General features: G+C 58.9%; 13 protein-coding genes. 8 read left to right on the top strand and 5 right to left on the bottom strand.

What is annotated here, in order from left to right:
• Positions 1 to 35 precede the first annotated feature (35 nt).
• The 5 genes from AC0KVQ_RS04940 to rfaD are packed head-to-tail and all read left to right on the top strand — an operon-like array spanning position 36 to position 4,382.
• The gene (locus tag AC0KVQ_RS04940; protein WP_473420020.1) at positions 36 to 1,361 is read left to right on the top strand and encodes a hypothetical protein; all 1,326 of its coding nucleotides are present in this window, start codon (positions 36 to 38) and stop codon (positions 1,359 to 1,361) included.
• The gene (locus AC0KVQ_RS04935) at positions 1,362 to 2,150 is read left to right on the top strand and encodes a TrmH family RNA methyltransferase (protein WP_473420019.1); all 789 of its coding nucleotides are present in this window, start codon (positions 1,362 to 1,364) and stop codon (positions 2,148 to 2,150) included.
• Between the two features lie 55 nt (positions 2,151 to 2,205).
• Entirely contained in the window at positions 2,206 to 2,697 is a 492-nt protein-coding gene (locus AC0KVQ_RS04930; protein ID WP_473420018.1) for a PilZ domain-containing protein, read from the top strand.
• Positions 2,694 to 3,377: a uracil-DNA glycosylase gene (ung, locus tag AC0KVQ_RS04925; protein ID WP_473420017.1), complete on the top strand. Its 684-nt coding sequence runs from the start codon at positions 2,694 to 2,696 to the stop codon at positions 3,375 to 3,377. Before AC0KVQ_RS04930 ends, ung begins: the two co-directional genes overlap by 4 nt.
• 9 nt (positions 3,378 to 3,386) lie before the next feature.
• Positions 3,387 to 4,382 (top strand): ADP-glyceromanno-heptose 6-epimerase, encoded by a 996-nt coding sequence (rfaD, locus tag AC0KVQ_RS04920; RefSeq protein WP_473420016.1) that lies wholly within the window; start codon positions 3,387 to 3,389, stop codon positions 4,380 to 4,382.
• A gap of 67 nt (positions 4,383 to 4,449) precedes the next feature.
• Here the strand turns inward: rfaD and clpB are convergent, their stop codons facing one another.
• On the bottom strand, positions 4,450 to 7,029 hold the full coding sequence (clpB, locus tag AC0KVQ_RS04915; RefSeq protein WP_473420015.1) for an ATP-dependent chaperone ClpB: 2,580 nt from the start codon (positions 7,027 to 7,029) through the stop codon (positions 4,450 to 4,452).
• A 428-nt stretch (positions 7,030 to 7,457) separates the two neighbouring features.
• Between clpB and AC0KVQ_RS04910 the strand changes: the two genes are divergently transcribed.
• Positions 7,458 to 9,344 (top strand): methyl-accepting chemotaxis protein, encoded by a 1,887-nt coding sequence (locus AC0KVQ_RS04910; RefSeq protein ID WP_473420014.1) that lies wholly within the window; start codon positions 7,458 to 7,460, stop codon positions 9,342 to 9,344.
• A gap of 85 nt (positions 9,345 to 9,429) precedes the next feature.
• Here AC0KVQ_RS04910 and AC0KVQ_RS04905 read toward each other — a convergent pair whose 3' ends face one another.
• From AC0KVQ_RS04905 to rocF, 4 genes are all read right to left on the bottom strand, one after another.
• Positions 9,430 to 10,941: a DEAD/DEAH box helicase gene (locus AC0KVQ_RS04905; protein WP_473420013.1), complete on the bottom strand. Its 1,512-nt coding sequence runs from the start codon at positions 10,939 to 10,941 to the stop codon at positions 9,430 to 9,432.
• Between the two features lie 161 nt (positions 10,942 to 11,102).
• A complete protein-coding gene (gene mnmC2, locus AC0KVQ_RS04900; protein WP_473420012.1) occupies positions 11,103 to 11,801 on the bottom strand; it encodes a tRNA (5-methylaminomethyl-2-thiouridine)(34)-methyltransferase MnmC2 in 699 nt (232 codons plus the stop codon).
• On the bottom strand, positions 11,798 to 12,886 hold the full coding sequence (locus AC0KVQ_RS04895; protein ID WP_473420011.1) for an anhydro-N-acetylmuramic acid kinase: 1,089 nt from the start codon (positions 12,884 to 12,886) through the stop codon (positions 11,798 to 11,800). Before AC0KVQ_RS04895 ends, mnmC2 begins: the two co-directional genes overlap by 4 nt.
• Positions 12,887 to 12,915: 29 nt before the next feature.
• Positions 12,916 to 13,860: an arginase gene (gene rocF, locus AC0KVQ_RS04890; RefSeq protein WP_473420010.1), complete on the bottom strand. Its 945-nt coding sequence runs from the start codon at positions 13,858 to 13,860 to the stop codon at positions 12,916 to 12,918.
• A 125-nt stretch (positions 13,861 to 13,985) separates the two neighbouring features.
• On the opposite strand from rocF, the gene AC0KVQ_RS04885 reads away from it, so the two are divergent.
• Positions 13,986 to 14,441, top strand: coding sequence for a hypothetical protein (locus AC0KVQ_RS04885; protein WP_473420009.1), 456 nt, complete (start codon positions 13,986 to 13,988; stop codon positions 14,439 to 14,441).
• A gap of 14 nt (positions 14,442 to 14,455) precedes the next feature.
• Positions 14,456 to 15,442, top strand: a complete 987-nt coding sequence (locus AC0KVQ_RS04880) for a zinc-dependent alcohol dehydrogenase family protein (protein ID WP_473420008.1) — start codon at positions 14,456 to 14,458, stop codon at positions 15,440 to 15,442.
• The last annotated feature ends 209 nt before the right edge of the window (positions 15,443 to 15,651 follow it).

Below are 15,651 nucleotides of genomic sequence, written 5' to 3'. Positions count from 1 at the left end.
ATAATGCCTGGGCCAGCTATTGGCAAAATAAGCCAATGCCCATTCTGGAAGCCAGCAAGAGCATGTTGCAGCACATGCTGCGCCGGGCAGAGCGTGTTCGTGCGCAGGACGTGGCGCAGGTCGTGCAGAACGATCCCTTGCTGACGCTGCAGGCCTTGCGTTTCATCGGTCGTCGCGAGCGCACGGCCATGGCGGCGGAAGTGGTTTCGGTCGAGAGTATCGTCATGCTGATGGGGGTGGCGCCATTTCTGGAGCGCTTTGGCAGCCTGCCCACGGCAGAAAGTATGTTGCAGAATAAACCGCAGGCGTATGCCGATTTTCTGCAGCAGGTGTTTCTGGCGCGTTTTTCTGCACGGCTGGCCCAGATTTATGCCGACATGCGTTACGACGCGCGCATCGATGAAATTACCATTGCAGCCCTGTTGTCTCGCAGCAACCAGCTTTTGCAGGTGGTTGGCAGACAGGCTGATGTCGCCATGCCCGCGCCGGATGCGACACCGGTAGCAATGTTGCAACAGATGCAGCTTGCCTCTGCAATCGTGGCGCTGCTGGATGTGCGTGCAGAAGCACCTGCCAGAGTCGTGCTGCACGGCGCAACCTTGCGTTTGGCCGAAGCCATGCAGACAGGCTGGTGGCAAGCTGGTGTCCAGCGTGAACTCGCGCTGATCGCTGATTTGCTGGAGGTCGAGGAGGAGGACATCTGGCAGGTGTTGTGCCGGACAGCCCTTTCTTTTGCGCGCGATCCATCAGCCCTGCCAGGCCTTATGCAGCCAGCCCGTTGGCTGGCCATGTTGCCAGGTGACTGGCCGCGGCCGCAGGCTGAAGCACCAGCGCAGGCCAATCCACCCGAAGCCAAGGTCGATCCCTTGCACCTGCATCTGCAGGCGCTGCAGGCGGCAGCCAGACAACGTACTCCCGCCAAGGAAGTCATGGCTCTTGCCATACGTGCGCTTGGTCAAGGACTGGGCATGCAAAGAATCGTATTTGCCTTGATGGTGCCCGGCCAGGCTGTGTTGCGTGCTCGTTATGTAACGGGCTGGCCTGCCAATCATGCGATGCGCGATTGGCAAGAACGCACTGACGTGGCGGGCTTGCTTGCGAGGCTTCTGGAAAAGCCACAAGGTTTGTGGCTCAACCCGGGCAATGCCGCCAAGTATCTGCCGCATCTCCCGGCCGTTGTCCGCAATGGTTTCGGTTGGGATGATTTTTGCCTGATGTCGATTTTTGCCGGCAGCAAACCTATCGGATTGATCATGGCTGATCGCAACGGTACACCGCGATTGACCGATACTGATTACCAGCATTTCAAAAAAATCTGCCTGTTGACGACCCAGGCCCTGACCTTCAATGCCGAGCTGTAAATGGATTTGATACAGTCCGCCCAAAATGGGCTTTTCAAGGATGTGCGCAAACTGGTGCTGCAACGACGCGAGCGGCTCAAAACCGGTCTGGCCGTGCTGGATGGTGCGCATCTGCTGGCAGCGTGGCTGGATGCCGGCAGACCCGTCGAGCGCATTCTGCTGACGCAAGCTGGCAGGGAAAACCCGGAAATTGCCCAATTGCTGCTGCGTGCCCATGTGCCCGTCAGTCTGCTGGATGATCGCCTGTTTGCCGAATTGTCGGAATTGCCCAGCCCTAGCGGAGTGCTTGCCCTGGTGCGCATGCCGGATAGCCCCGAGCCCCGCCTGCGTGGTTTCTGTCTCTTGCTCGATGGTGTGCAGGATCCGGGTAATGTCGGCAGCATTCTGCGCACGGCCGTGGCGGCGGGTGTTGAACAGGTATTATTGTCCAGCGCCTGTGCCGATGTCTGGTCGCCGAAGACTCTGCGCGCCGGCATGGGTGCACAGGCAGTGCTGGATATTATCGAGCGTGCGGATCTGATCCAGTTTGCCCGGCAATTTGAAGGCCAGTTGGCGGTGACGATGCTCGATGGCGCAACAGATCTGTACCAGACCGACTTACGTGGCAGCCTGGCCTTGGCATTCGGGGCGGAGGGTGCCGGTGTTTCGACGGAATTGGCCAGTCTTGCCGCGATACGCCTGAAAATCCCGATGGCTGCAGGCATTGAATCGCTCAATGTCGGCGCTGCTGCGGCAATCTGTCTGTATGAGCGAGTCAGGCAATGTGGCTTGCTGGCAGCTTGCAAATGATCGGCGCGCTATAATTGCCGGTATCTTTTCCCTCCAGCCTTTCATTCCTCCACCCATGATCGAAGGTCTGCACTTTTATGCCAGCTTGCCGCTGGGCTGGCGTGATGATTACAACCAGTCTGCGTTTGAAGCCGCACGCTATCTGAGCGTGCTGGCCGGTTTTGAACATACGGTCAGGGAGCGCGAGGATGTGCAGGAAGAGTTGCATGCCAAGCTCGACCTGGCCCTGCTCTGGCTGGCCAGATCGCTCGCCGGGCCGAATCCGGCAGCTTGCCCTGCATCGATCGGATTGGAGGCAATGCGCTGGAGCGATGGACAAGCGCTGGAACCGGGGAAGCAAGGTGCAGTCGTATTGAATCTCTCAACGGATTTACCGTTTCTGCTGCAATTGCCGGCGTGCGTACGCAGTTGTCAGGCCGTGGATGGGCGCTGGCAGATCGATGTCGATCTGCAAATTACCGATGAAGCATTGCGCGATGGCTGGGAGCGCACCGTGTTCCGGCGGCATCGGCGCATGATCCAGCAGGAACGTGGAGGACAAGCATGAACTGGCTCTCGCAAATGGTGCCGTCACCATGGCAGGCGCTGGCGCAGAGCGCGCTGAATCAGCCTTCCTGGCAGAAACTGACCAGCTTTCTGGAACAGGAAGTTGCCGACGAACAGATCGTCTACCCCGCGCGTGAACACTGGTTTGCTGCGCTGCATGGCGTGGCACCGCAGGATGTGCGCGTGGTGATTGTGGGGCAGGACCCCTATCACGGAGCGGGCGAAGCGCATGGGTTGAGCTTTTCCGTGCCGACAGGCATCCGCATCCCGCCGTCGCTTGCCAATATCTTCAAGGAAATCGCGCGCGACTTCGGCCACACGCCGCCCCAGCATGGCTGCCTGCAGGATTGGGCGAAACAAGGGGTGCTGCTATTGAATACGTCGCTGACGGTGCGCGCCGACCAGGCCGGATCGCATGCCAAGAAAGGCTGGGAACCGTTTACCGATGCGCTGATTTCAGGACTATCCGCCCAGCGTGAACACCTGGTGTTCCTGCTGTGGGGTGCGCATGCGCAGAAAAAAAACAGTCTGATTGCGTCTGAACGGCATTGCGTGCTGCAATCGGTGCATCCCTCGCCCTTGTCGGCCTATCGCGGTTTCCTGGGTTGCGGACACTTTTCCGCAGCCAACCAGTATCTTGAACAACATGGCTATGCGCCGATCGACTGGCGCATCAACTGAGGACTCATCATGGCTATCGTAGTCACCGGCGCGGCCGGCTTTATCGGTTCCAACATCGTCAAGGCGCTCAATGCGCGTGGCGAAACCAACATCATCGCGGTGGACAATCTCACCCGCGGCGACAAGTTCCGCAACCTGGCCGATTGCCAGATTGCGCATTATGTCGACAAGGAAGAATTCCTGGCCGAGGTGGTGGGCGGGCACTGGGATGGCGAAATCTCCGCCATCCTGCATCAGGGCGCGTGCTCGGATACGATGGAGCACAACGGCAAGTACATGATGGACAACAACTATCAGTACACGCTCTTGCTGTTTGAATTCTGCCAGGCCGAGGAAATTCCGTTCCTGTATGCCTCCAGCGCCGCGACCTACGGTCCGGGCAAGAACGGCTTTCGCGAGGAGCCTGCCTGTGAAGGGCCACTGAACGTCTACGGTTATTCCAAGCTGCTGTTCGATCAGGTCTTGCGCCAGCGCTGGGAGTCGCTGACCGCGCAGGTCGCGGGTTTCCGTTATTTCAATGTTTACGGTCCGCGCGAATGGCACAAGGGCCGCATGGCCTCGGTGGCTTTCCACCACTGCAACCAGTATCGCGAAACCGGCAAGGTCAAACTGTTCGAGGGCGATGACGGTTATCCGAATGGCGGGCAGATGCGCGATTTCGTCTCGATCGAGGATATCGTCAAGGTCAACCTGTGGTTCCTTGATCATCCGGATGTCTGCGGTATCTTCAATATCGGGTCTGGGCGCGCCCAGCCGTTCAACGATGTGGCGGTGGCCTCCGTGAACGCCTGCCGTGTCGCAGAGGGCAAGCCGGCGCTCACGCTTGATGAACTGGTCGCGCAAGGCATTCTGGAGTACATCCCGTTCCCGGACGCGCTCAAGGGCAAGTACCAGAGCTTTACCCAGGCCGATCTGGGGCGTTTGCGCGCAGCCGGCTACACCGCGCCGATGCTGACGGTGGAAGAGGGCGTGAAGCGTTATATCGAGACCTTGCTGAAGGCCTGATCGCGGACGAAATGCCGAAAAACAAGGCTGCCAGATGGCAGCCTTGCTTGTTTTGCAGTGGCAAGTATCAGCCCTTGCCGAAGATGATCATGCCCTTGCCGGCATCGACGCGGATCACGTCCTTGGGCAGGTATTCGCCGTTGAGGATCTTCTTCGCCAGTGGGTTTTCGATCTCGCTCTGGATAGCGCGCTTCAACGGCCGGGCGCCATAGACCGGATCGAAACCGGCCTCGGATACCAGATTCAGCGCAGCATCGGTGGCGACAAGATCCATCTCCATATGCTGCAGGCGCGATTCCAGGCGCTTGAGCTGGATACGGGCGATGTCGCGGATATGCTCTCTGCCCAAGCCGTGGAATACCACCACTTCGTCGATGCGGTTGATGAATTCCGGCCGGAAGTGGGTTTTCACTTCGCCCAGTACCGCCATCTTGATCAGCTGGTATTCACTTTCAGCCATGCTCTGGATCAGTTCGGACCCGAGATTGCTGGTCATCACCACCACCGTGTTCTTGAAATCCACGGTACGGCCTTGGCCATCGGTCAGTCGTCCGTCATCAAGCACCTGCAGCAGCACGTTGAACACGTCCGGATGCGCTTTTTCCACTTCGTCGAGCAGGATCACCGAGTAGGGGCGGCGGCGCACATGTTCGGTCAGATAACCACCTTCCTCATAACCGACATAGCCGGGCGGTGCACCGATCAGGCGGGCCACCGAGTGCTTTTCCATGAATTCGCTCATGTCGATACGGATCAGGTGCTCTTCCGAATCGAACAGGAATTCGGCCAGCGCCTTGCACAGCTCAGTCTTGCCGACGCCGGTCGGGCCAAGGAACAGGAACGATCCATATGGCCGGTTCGGGTCCGATAACCCTGAGCGCGAACGGCGGATCGCATCAGAAACCAATCGAACAGCCTCATCCTGGCCGACTACGCGCTTGTGGATCTGATCTTCCATGCGCAACAGCTTGTCGCGCTCGCCTTGCATCATCTTGCTGACCGGAATACCCGTGGCGCGGCTGACCACCTCGGCGATTTCCTCTGCGCCGACTTCGGTGCGTAGCAATCTGGTCTGGCTGCCGCTGGCTTCGCGTGCTTCTGCCGCATGCAGCTTGGCTTCCAGCGCCGGCAGTTCACCGTATTGCAATTCCGATGCGCGCTGCCAGTCGCCGCGGCGACGCGCGGCATCGAGCGCCTGCTTGAGCTGTTCAAGCTCTTCCTTGATCGATTGGCTGCCCAGTGCGCTGGCTTTCTCGGCCTTCCAGATTTCTTCCAGATCGGAATACTCTTTTTCCAGCCGGCCGATTTCTTCCTCGATCAGCGCCAGGCGTTTCTGCGAGGCTTCATCCTTCTCGCGTTTCATCGCTTCGCGTTCGATCTTGAGCTGGATCAGGCGCCGGTCGAGCTTGTCCATGACCTCGGGCTTGGAATCGCGCTCCATCTTCACACGCGAGGCGGCCTCATCGATCAGGTCGATGGCCTTGTCTGGCAGGAATCGATCGGTAATGTAGCGGTGACTCAACTCCGCCGCGGCAACAATGGCCGGGTCGGTGATGTCCACGCCGTGGTGGATCTCATACTTTTCCTGCAGACCGCGCAGGATGGCAATGGTGTCCTCCACACTCGGTTCCTCGACCAGCACCTTCTGGAAGCGGCGCTCCAGCGCAGCATCTTTTTCCACATATTTGCGGTACTCATCGAGCGTGGTTGCACCGATGCAGTGCAGCTCGCCCCGTGCCAGCGCGGGTTTGAGCATATTGCCGGCATCCATGGCGCCTTCGGCTTTGCCCGCGCCGACCAGCGTGTGCAATTCATCGATGAACACGATGTTGTTGCCTTCGTCCTTGGCCAGTTCGTTGAGCACCGCCTTCAGGCGCTCCTCGAACTCGCCGCGATACTTGGCGCCGGCAATCAGGGAGGCCAGATCGAGTACCAGCACTTTCTTGTGCTTGAGCGATTCAGGCACTTCGCCGTTGATGATGCGTTGCGCCAAACCTTCGACAATGGCGGTCTTGCCCACGCCCGGCTCGCCGATCAGCACTGGATTGTTCTTGGTGCGGCGCTGTAATACCTGGATGGCGCGTCGGATTTCGTCATCGCGGCCGATCACCGGATCGAGCTTGCCGGCGCGCGCGCGTTCGGTCAGGTCAATGCAGTACTTGGTCAGCGCCTCGCGTTTTTGTTCGGCATCCGCGCTATCCACGGCTTCGCCACCGCGAACGGCATCGATGGCCGCCGCGATGGCTTCCGCCTTGCCGCCGTGCTGCTTGAGCAACTTGCCGGTTTCGCCTTTGTCTTCGCTGAGTGCCAATAGATAGAGATCGCTGGAAATGAACTGATCACTACGTTTGATCGCAGCCTTGTCGACCAGATTGAGCAGGTTGTTCAGATCGCGCGAGACTGAAATTTCGCCATCAATGCCTTCGACCTTGGGCAGCCGCTTGATCGCTTGTTCGAGTGCAGCCTTCAACGGCACGACATTCACGCCGGCGCGTGCCAGCAAGGCACCCGTGCCGGATTCGCTGTCGTTGAGCAGGGCCAGCAGCAGGTGCTGGGGTTCGATCGCCGGATTGTCGTGGCCGAGCGCCAGGCTCTGGGCATCAGCGAATGCTTGCTGGAATTTGGTGGTGAGTTTATCGAAACGCATGGAATTAACCCTCCAAAGAAACTGGTTATGTCTGGTTCCAAGATGGGCGTGGGGTTGGAAGATTTCAAGCAATTCGGTTTATGTGCTTGTTCCCATTATTCGCTTGATTGTCAATATTTTCTGCAAGTAAGGCTGACAGAAAGCAATCCATCGATGCGGGGAAAGTTTGTGGAAAAGCTGAATGATATTTGTTGTATGAGGCTATAAATTCAATAAAAACAAGGGATAAACCGGATTTCCCCTGGCGGGGTGTAGGTCATATAATCATTGTCTAATGTTGTTGCACTTATGGCATAGGTGGTGAATTTGTGCCAAAAATAAAGCATCAACCATCTGCTTGTGATTTCGCTGAGAACTTTTTGCGACTAGGACAAACAGGGTTAACAAATATCGATGACGAAAAATAACCGACGCTACACAGGAAAAACATGATCAAGACTCTTCGCGGCAAGCTGATTGTTTTTATCGCCTTGCTGGCATTAGCGATAACACTGGCGTTGACAGTGGGCAGTTACCTGCGCATGCGCAATGAAATGATCCAGAGTGGCTTGCGCAATGAAATCGTGAGCACGGCGAACGGTACCAGCCGCACGATCAAGGAATGGGTGACGGGCAAGGAGCGCATCATTACGGCGTTCGCCCAAGGGCTGGGCAAGGTCGATGATCCCGCTCCGGTCATTGCCCAGGCCGCTGACAGTGCCACGTTTGATTCTGCTTATTTCGGCACAGCCGACAAGCAGATGCTGGCCAGCAAGGAGCTGGGTCTGCCCGCCGACTATGACCCGACCAGCCGCCCCTGGTACAAGCAGGCGGTGGAAGCCGGCAAAACCATTCTGACGGCGCCCTATGTTGATGCCGGCACCAAGAAACTGGTGCTGTCATTTGCCTCGCCGGTCAAGCGCGATGGCGAGCTCAAGGGCGTAGCTGCCGCCGATATCTTCCTGGATGACGTGGTCAAGGACGTACTGTCGATCAATCTGGCGGGTGACGGGTATCTGTTCCTGGCCGGCAAGGATGGCACCGTGCTCGCGCATCGCGATGCCCAGCGCATGCTCAAGCCGATGAGCGAATTATCGCCCAAGCTGGCAACTGACCAGCTGACTCAACTGGCGACTACTACGGAGCTGACAGAAGCCGAGATCGATAGCCGCGACAAGCTAATCATGCTGAAGGAAATACCGGATACCGGTCTGTATCTGGGCCTGGTGATCGACAAGGCCACCGCGCTTGCCCCGTTGCAGACCTTGTTGTGGCAATCGCTGCTAACACTCTTGGTGATCATCGCCATCGTCATTCCGCTGACCGGCGCCATCCTGGGTCGCATGCTGCGGGACTTGGGTCGCATCCAGCTGGCGATGGAGGAAATTGCCAAGGGTGGTGGCGATCTGACCAGCCGCATCGAAATCCACGGCAACGATGAAATAGCCCGTACCGCACAGGCATTCAACCGCTTCCTGGGACAGTTGCAGCAGATGTTCAAGGATATCCAGCACGAAGCCGAGCATCTTACGATTGGGGTGAACGATATCAACGAAGTGCTGGAGCACCTCGCACACGATTCGGACCGGCTTTCCGATCTGGCATCGGCCAATGCCGCCACCATTGAAGAAATTACGGTAAGCATTTCTCATATTGCTGAGAATTCGCAGGAGGCCAACTCACTGGTCAATGCAACCGGTACCTTGTCATTCGATTCTGCCCAGTCGGTACAGAATGTGGCGCAGGAAGTTGGCAGATCCGCCCATGAGGTGGAATCGTTGTCTGGCCTGCTCGACCGCCTGAATCAGCATGCGCAGGAGATCAGCGGTATTACGCAAGTCATCAAGGAAATTGCCGACCAGACCAATCTGCTGGCGCTCAACGCTGCCATTGAGGCTGCCCGGGCCGGTGAGCAGGGACGGGGTTTTGCCGTGGTAGCCGATGAAGTGCGCAAGCTGGCCGAGCGTACCGGCGCCGCAACGGTGCAGATTACCGGCATGATCGACGGCATCCGCTCGGAAACCAGCCAGGCAGTCGACAGCATGCAAAGCACCTTGGGTGCGGTGCAGAGCGGCGTCGGCATGAGTAACGACGCAGCGGGCAAGATTGCATCGATCCGCGAAAACATGGCGCAGGTGATGCAGAAAATCAGCGAGATCGCCCATTCAACGCGTGAGCAGCAAAACGCGACCACCGCCATGGCGCAGAGCGCGGAGAACATCACCAACCAGATGCAGGAATCCGATGCGGCCATGCAAAAGGCGACCGATGCGGTGCGTCAGCTCAATCACATGGCCGGGTATCTCAAGCAGTTGTTCAGCGGTTTCCGTATCTGAACAGATTCTGAGATCAGATTTTAAAAATAACAAACGCCCGGTCGAATGACCGGGCGTTTTCGTTAGCGGCTACGGAGAGTCAGGATCAGTGATGGCGACCGCCAGAACGATGTCCGCCCAGCAATGCCGGTACTGCTGCAGGGCGGCGACCACGATTTTTCGATTCGGACTTGGGTGCGACATTGCCGTTTACATCGGCTTTGGGCTTGGGTATGACATTACCGTTGACCTCACGGTCGGGCTTCGGCGGTACGTTACCGGATGCCGCTGGCTTGGCAGGACGCCTGGCCGATTGGGTGGTTGGCACAGGCTTGCCTTGAGCCGGTTTGCGTGGGCTGGCCGGACGTTTGTCTTCCGCTTTCTGGCGGGGTTGTTCATCACGTTTTTGCTTGGGCTGACTTGGGCGCGGATTGCCCTGGCGAGGCTGGCGGTTGCGGCCATTCAGGATCGGTTCCGGTGTGGCGGTCGGATCCCAGGCAAAGCCGGGTACGGTTTCAGCCGGGATCTCGCGCTTGATCTTGCGCTCGATATCGGCCAGCAACTTCAGCTCATCCACGCAGACCAGCGAAATGGCTTCGCCTTGTGCGCCCGCGCGCCCGGTGCGGCCGATGCGGTGCACGTAGTCTTCCGGTACGTTGGGCAATTCATAATTCACTACATGCGGCAGTTCTTCGATATCGATGCCGCGCGCGGCGATGTCGGTCGCAACCAGCACCTGCAGATCACCACTCTTGAATTCGGACAAAGCGCGCGTGCGTGCACCCTGGCTCTTGTTGCCGTGAATGGCCAGTGCGGTAATGCCATCCTTGTTCAGGAATTCCGCCAGCCGGTTGGCGCCATGCTTGGTTCGCGTGAACACCAGCACCTGATGCCAGTCATGCTCCTTGATCAGGTGCGCGAGCAGGTTGCGCTTGAGTTCCCGATCCACCGTGTAGACGCGCTGGGCAATGGTTTCGGCTGTGGCATTGCGGCGCGCGACTTCAATCAGTGCCGGATTGTTGAGCAGGCCATCGGCCAGTTCCTTGATTTCATCCGAGAACGTGGCCGAGAACAGCAGGTTCTGGCGCTGTTTGGGCAACAGGGCGAGGATCTTCTTGATATCGCGGATGAAGCCCATGTCGAGCATGCGATCTGCCTCATCGAGCACCAGCGTATCGATATGCGAGAGGTCGACACTGCGTTGGCTGACATGATCGAGCAGTCGGCCCGGCGTAGCGACCAGGATGTCGATACGCTTTCTGAGTGCCTGCATCTGCGGGTTGATGCTGACGCCACCGAACATCACCAATGAAGTCACTTTGGTGAACTTGCCATATTCACGCACGGATTCTTCGACTTGGGCTGCGAGTTCGCGTGTCGGTACCAGAACCAGTACGCGGATTTTCTTGTGATCAACCGGTTGCGTGATCAGTTTTTGCAGGATCGGCAAGGTAAAGCCGGCAGTCTTGCCGGTACCGGTCTGGGCGCCAGCCATCAAGTCGCCACCGCTCAAGACGGCGGGAATCGCTTGTTGCTGGATCGGGGTCGGGGTGGTGTAACCGAGTTCGGTTACGGCGCGAACGAGTTCGTCCGCAAGGCCAAGGGCGGCAAAGGACATCAGGACTCCAACAGGAAGTCATCGGCCTGTCATCTACACAAGAGATGCCAGTCAAAGGCAGATAGAAATAAACAGATAGAAACGCGTGGACTGGACAGAGCGGAGAGCCGGTATTCTATGCGGATAGTGCGAATGGGGCAAATCGAGCATGGATGGCAGCATTAAATCCGTGTGCGCTGACCTGTCAGCATCTGGCGTTTGCCGCCAAAACCCGCTGATTTGGCGACGGTGAAGCCGGCCTCGTTCAATCCGCGTCGGACCGATCCGGCTACCGTCCAGGTTGCCAGCGTGCAATCGCCGGCCGCCAGGCGGGCCAGTTGGGCAAACAGCGGCATCGACCACATATCCGGGTTTTTCGACGGGGCAAAACCGTCCAGATAGATCGCATCGGCAGCTGCATCAAGGCTGGGCAACTGCTGCAAGGCATCGCCAAACAGCAGGGTAAGCTTTACCCGGCCATCATCAAGCAGCAGTTCATGCCGCCCTTCGCACAGGTTTGGCCAAGCGGCGATAAGTTCCTGTGACAGCGCTTCATACTCGGGCCAGGCCGTGTGCAGGCGCGCCAGGTCGAGCGTATTGAACGGGTGTTTTTCTACCGAGATGAAATGCAGACGCTTGCTGCGCTGCGGATCATTGCGCCAGGCCTGCCAGGTCACCAGAAAGCTGAAACCGAGCCCGAAGCCGGTTTCCAGAATGGTGAATGCCTCACGCCCCTGCCAGCGCTGTGGCAGGCCATTGCCGGCCATGAATACGTGCAAGACTTGCCCCAGTCCGCCATCGGTGGTGTGGTAGATGTCGTCGAATGCGGCGGAGTAGGGAATGCCTTCGGCCGAAAAGGCAATGCGGGCAGGTTCGATCATTTCGGGTAGATCGCTCCCAGAACGCGCAGGCCGCGCGCTCCGGTGACAGCGGGCAGGTTGGCGGGTTGATGGTGCAGGCAGCGGTAGGCAAGCCAGGCGAAGGCATAGGCCTCGACCCAATCCGGGTCAACACCCAGCTCGGCTGTGGTGAAGATGCGAGTGCCGGGCAATTCGCTTGCCAGCATGCCGGCAAGTGCATGGTTATGCGCGCCGCCGCCGCACAGATAGAGCGTGGCCGGGTGGTGAGCCCGGGTGGCATTGGCAATGGTGCGTACAGTCAGCGCACACAGGGTGGCCTGGATATCTTCTGCCTGATCAGCCCGCCCGGCCAGTCTTTGATCCAGCCAGTCGGCATGGAACAGATCGCGCCCGGTACTCTTGGGTGCGGGCAGGGCAAACCATGGCTCTTCGAGCAGGTGCTGCAGCAGGTCCGGCAGAACCCGGCCACTGGCGGCCCAGGCGCCGCCGGCATCGTAGGCTTGTTGCCGATGACGCTGAATCCACAGATCCATCAGCACATTGCCCGGACCACAGTCCCAGCCGGTAACCGTGCCCTGTGCCGGCAGTATGGTCAGATTGGCAATTCCGCCGACATTCACGATTACGCGAGTCTGATCGGAGACTCCAAAAATGGCCTGGTGAAAAGCCGGCACCAACGGCGCACCCTGACCGCCGGCTGCGACATCGCGGCTGCGAAAATCACCGACGACGGTGATGCCGGTGCGTTCCGCCAGCAAGGCGTGATTGCCGATCTGCGAGGTATAACCCAGTTCCGGCCGATGGCGGATCGTCTGGCCATGATTGCCGATGGCGGTGACCTGTTCTGCAGGGATACCGGCTTGCAGCAGCAGTTCGCCGACGGCGTTGGCACAGGCTTCACTGTGCGCGTTGGCCGCAAGCGCCATGCGGTGCAACTCGTTGTCGCCCGGTGCCTGCAGAGCCAGCAGGTCAGCGCGCAAATCAGCCGCCAGCGGCGTGCCGTGCGTGGCGATCAGGTGCGGCTGTGGGCCGGAAAAATCGATCAGAACGGCATCGATGCCGTCCAGGCTGGTGCCGGTCATCAGGCCGATGTAGTAATCGGGCATGGCAATTCGGGTGTAGAGGAAAGGCGAGATTATAGCTGCTTGCGCATCAGCGTTGATTTGCCAAACAGGCTCTCCACCAGATCCACTGCGAGTTGCGCAGTCTGGTTGCGCACATCCATGGCCGGGTTGAGCTCCATGATGTCGAGTGAAGCCAAGAGGCCGGTGTCTGCAATCATTTCCATGCACAGTTGCGCTTCGCGGTAGGTCGGGCCGCCGGGTACCGGTGTGCCGACGCCCGGCGCGATCTGTGGATCGATGAAATCGGCATCGAAACTCACATGCAGGTGGGTGTTGCTGTCGAGCCCCGCCAGCGCACGTTCCATGACGCGGTGCATGCCGGCTTCATCGATGAAGCGCATGTCAAACACATCTAGGTTGAGCTGGTGGACAAACTGCTTTTCGGCCGGATCCACACTGCGAATGCCGATCAGGCGAAATACCTCGGGTGCCACGGCGGGCCGGGTACCGCTCAGATTGGCCAGGTCATGCGGGGCATGTCCGCACAGAATCGATACGGGCATGCCGTGCAGGTTGCCGCTGGGGGTGATGCTGGCTGTGTTGGAATCCGCATGCGCATCCAGCCACAGTACGCGCAGTTTCCTGCCCGTTTCCCGGCAATGGCGTGCCACCGCGCTGATCGAGCCGATAGCGAGTGAATGATCGCCCCCAAGCAGTATCGGCAGGCGATTGCGTTTCAACGTGGCGAGAACTGCCTCATACACTGCCTGATTCCACGGGATAACCTCGTCCAGATGGCGGTAGCCTGCTTCCGATTCTTCCCACGGATTGGCGGGACCGCTCAGATTGCCAAGATCCTCCACATCCAGGCCATGGTTGCATAGTGCAGGCTCGATACCGGCCACACGCAAGGCCTCCGGCCCCATCGAGGCACCTCGTGCACTGGCGCCCACGTCGGTCGGCGCACCAATCAAGGAAATCTGGCGCAGGGCAAGAGGATGGGGCTGGGATTGCATGGCGTATTCCTTGTTCGACGCTTATCTAAATGAATTCTGGCGCGTCAACCGGGTAGATGCCAGCCGCGTTTTCCCTATCAGGTTGGCTACACTCAAATCAGGGCCCATGAAGGGGAGGTTCCGTCATGAATACCGCAAGCTATCCGTTCCGCGAAATGGAATTGCTCGAAGAGCGCGATGAGCTGCTCCAGTTTGTCATCCCCCCGCTGGAGGCTGCGTTGTGCGAAGCCGAGGCCAAACTGGAGTGCGCGCGCCACGCGCCGCTCGATACGATTCCGCGACGCGAATGCAAGCGTCTGTGTCACCCCTGTCGCATCCATGAAGGACGGTTGGATTGTGCGGTAACCAAACCGCGCGAATGTGTGTTTGCCGCAGAATTCGCGGCGTTTCGTGAGGGGCACCCGGATACCCCGATTCCGGCGGAGGAATATCGTGCGATTCCGGCGCCGGATGCCATTCGAAGTACGCTCATCAAGATGGCCAGTCATACCGTGGCAGATCTGCGCAAGAAGCTCGCGCCACTCTATGCCAGGCTGGATTCAATTCATGCTGAACTTGAGAAAATGCATTCAAGCAATTGAATGTTAGAGGTTTCATGATGCGTGCAATGTTGCTGAAATCACCACATACCCCACTCAGCCTGACTGATTTGCCGATACCGCAACCGGCTGCGGATCAGATCCTGCTCAAGGTGGAAGCCTGCGGGGTATGTCGTACCGATCTACATCTGGTGGATGGTGAATTGCCAGACCCCATATTGCCCATCATCCCCGGGCATGAAATCGTCGGGCGGGTGCAGGCGTGCGGCGACAAGGTGCGCGGGTTTGCAATCGGCCAGCGTATTGGCGTGCCGTGGTTGGGCTGGACTTGCGGCGCCTGTGTCTTTTGTCTGTCCGGGCAGGAAAATCTGTGCGATCGGGCACGCTTTACCGGTTACCAGATCCACGGCGGCTACGCCGAATATACCGTGGCCGATGCGAGATTCTGTTTTCCTTTGCCTGAATCGCAATCGGCGGCTGAATTGGCGCCGCTGCTCTGCGCCGGGCTGATCGGTTTCCGGGCGCTATGCATGGCGGGCGATGCGCAACATGTCGGGATTTACGGTTTTGGCGCAGCGGCACATATTCTGGCGCAGGTGCTGGTGCAGCAAGGTCGGCGGTTCTATGCGTTTACACGCCAGGGCGATATTGAGAGCCAGTCCTTTGCCCGCCAGCTCGGCGCTGCCTGGGTTGGCGATTGTAATGTCGCAGCGCCGCAGGCGCTGGACGCCGCATTGATCTTCGCGCCGGCCGGCGAGTTGGTGCCGATGGCCTTGCAGCAGGTGCGCAAGGGTGGGACGGTGGTGTGCGCGGGGATTCACATGAGCGATATCCCGGCGTTCCCCTATCGCATCCTGTGGGGCGAGCGCCAGATTCGCTCGGTGGCCAATCTCACCCGGCTGGATGGCGAGCGCTTCTTGGCATTCGTGCGCGATGTGCCGATTCATACCGCGATACAGACGTTCCCGCTGGAGCAGGCCAACGAAGCCTTGCTGGCTTTGCGACAAGGCAGGGTACAAGGGGCTGCGGTGCTGGTGATGTGAAAACCTGTTCACGTATCTTGCTGCGAAGCCGTGATCGGGGCTCATGTGCTGCTCAAAACACACGAAAGGTGCTTCCTGCTGGGCGTCCTCATGTACTCCCTGTACATTCCGGTTTTTGCGCTGCGCTTCACCCCGCTGACGGCTTCTCGCCACATATACGTGAACAGGCTCTGAGTGGCGCGCATGGGCTTGCCGGGTTGCTCGCGCTA

The organism is Formivibrio sp. oc-25 (assembly GCF_055810895.1).
Note: the sequence above shows the minus strand (reverse complement) of the source record. Positions and strands in the feature narration are given on the sequence as shown.

Coding starts and splice junctions, on each gene's coding strand:
- rfaD (WP_473420016.1), top strand. CDS start 3,387: ATGGCTATCGTAGTCACCGGCGCGGCCGGCTTTATCGGTTCCAACATC.
- AC0KVQ_RS04935 (WP_473420019.1), top strand. CDS start 1,362: ATGGATTTGATACAGTCCGCCCAAAATGGGCTTTTCAAGGATGTGCGC.
- ung (WP_473420017.1), top strand. CDS start 2,694: ATGAACTGGCTCTCGCAAATGGTGCCGTCACCATGGCAGGCGCTGGCG.
- AC0KVQ_RS04895 (WP_473420011.1), bottom strand. CDS start 12,886: ATGCCCGATTACTACATCGGCCTGATGACCGGCACCAGCCTGGACGGC.
- AC0KVQ_RS04910 (WP_473420014.1), top strand. CDS start 7,458: ATGATCAAGACTCTTCGCGGCAAGCTGATTGTTTTTATCGCCTTGCTG.
- mnmC2 (WP_473420012.1), bottom strand. CDS start 11,801: ATGATCGAACCTGCCCGCATTGCCTTTTCGGCCGAAGGCATTCCCTAC.
- AC0KVQ_RS04940 (WP_473420020.1), top strand. CDS start 36: ATGCCCATTCTGGAAGCCAGCAAGAGCATGTTGCAGCACATGCTGCGC.
- AC0KVQ_RS04880 (WP_473420008.1), top strand. CDS start 14,456: ATGATGCGTGCAATGTTGCTGAAATCACCACATACCCCACTCAGCCTG.
- clpB (WP_473420015.1), bottom strand. CDS start 7,029: ATGCGTTTCGATAAACTCACCACCAAATTCCAGCAAGCATTCGCTGAT.
- AC0KVQ_RS04905 (WP_473420013.1), bottom strand. CDS start 10,941: ATGTCCTTTGCCGCCCTTGGCCTTGCGGACGAACTCGTTCGCGCCGTA.
- AC0KVQ_RS04930 (WP_473420018.1), top strand. CDS start 2,206: ATGATCGAAGGTCTGCACTTTTATGCCAGCTTGCCGCTGGGCTGGCGT.
- AC0KVQ_RS04885 (WP_473420009.1), top strand. CDS start 13,986: ATGAATACCGCAAGCTATCCGTTCCGCGAAATGGAATTGCTCGAAGAG.
- rocF (WP_473420010.1), bottom strand. CDS start 13,860: ATGCAATCCCAGCCCCATCCTCTTGCCCTGCGCCAGATTTCCTTGATT.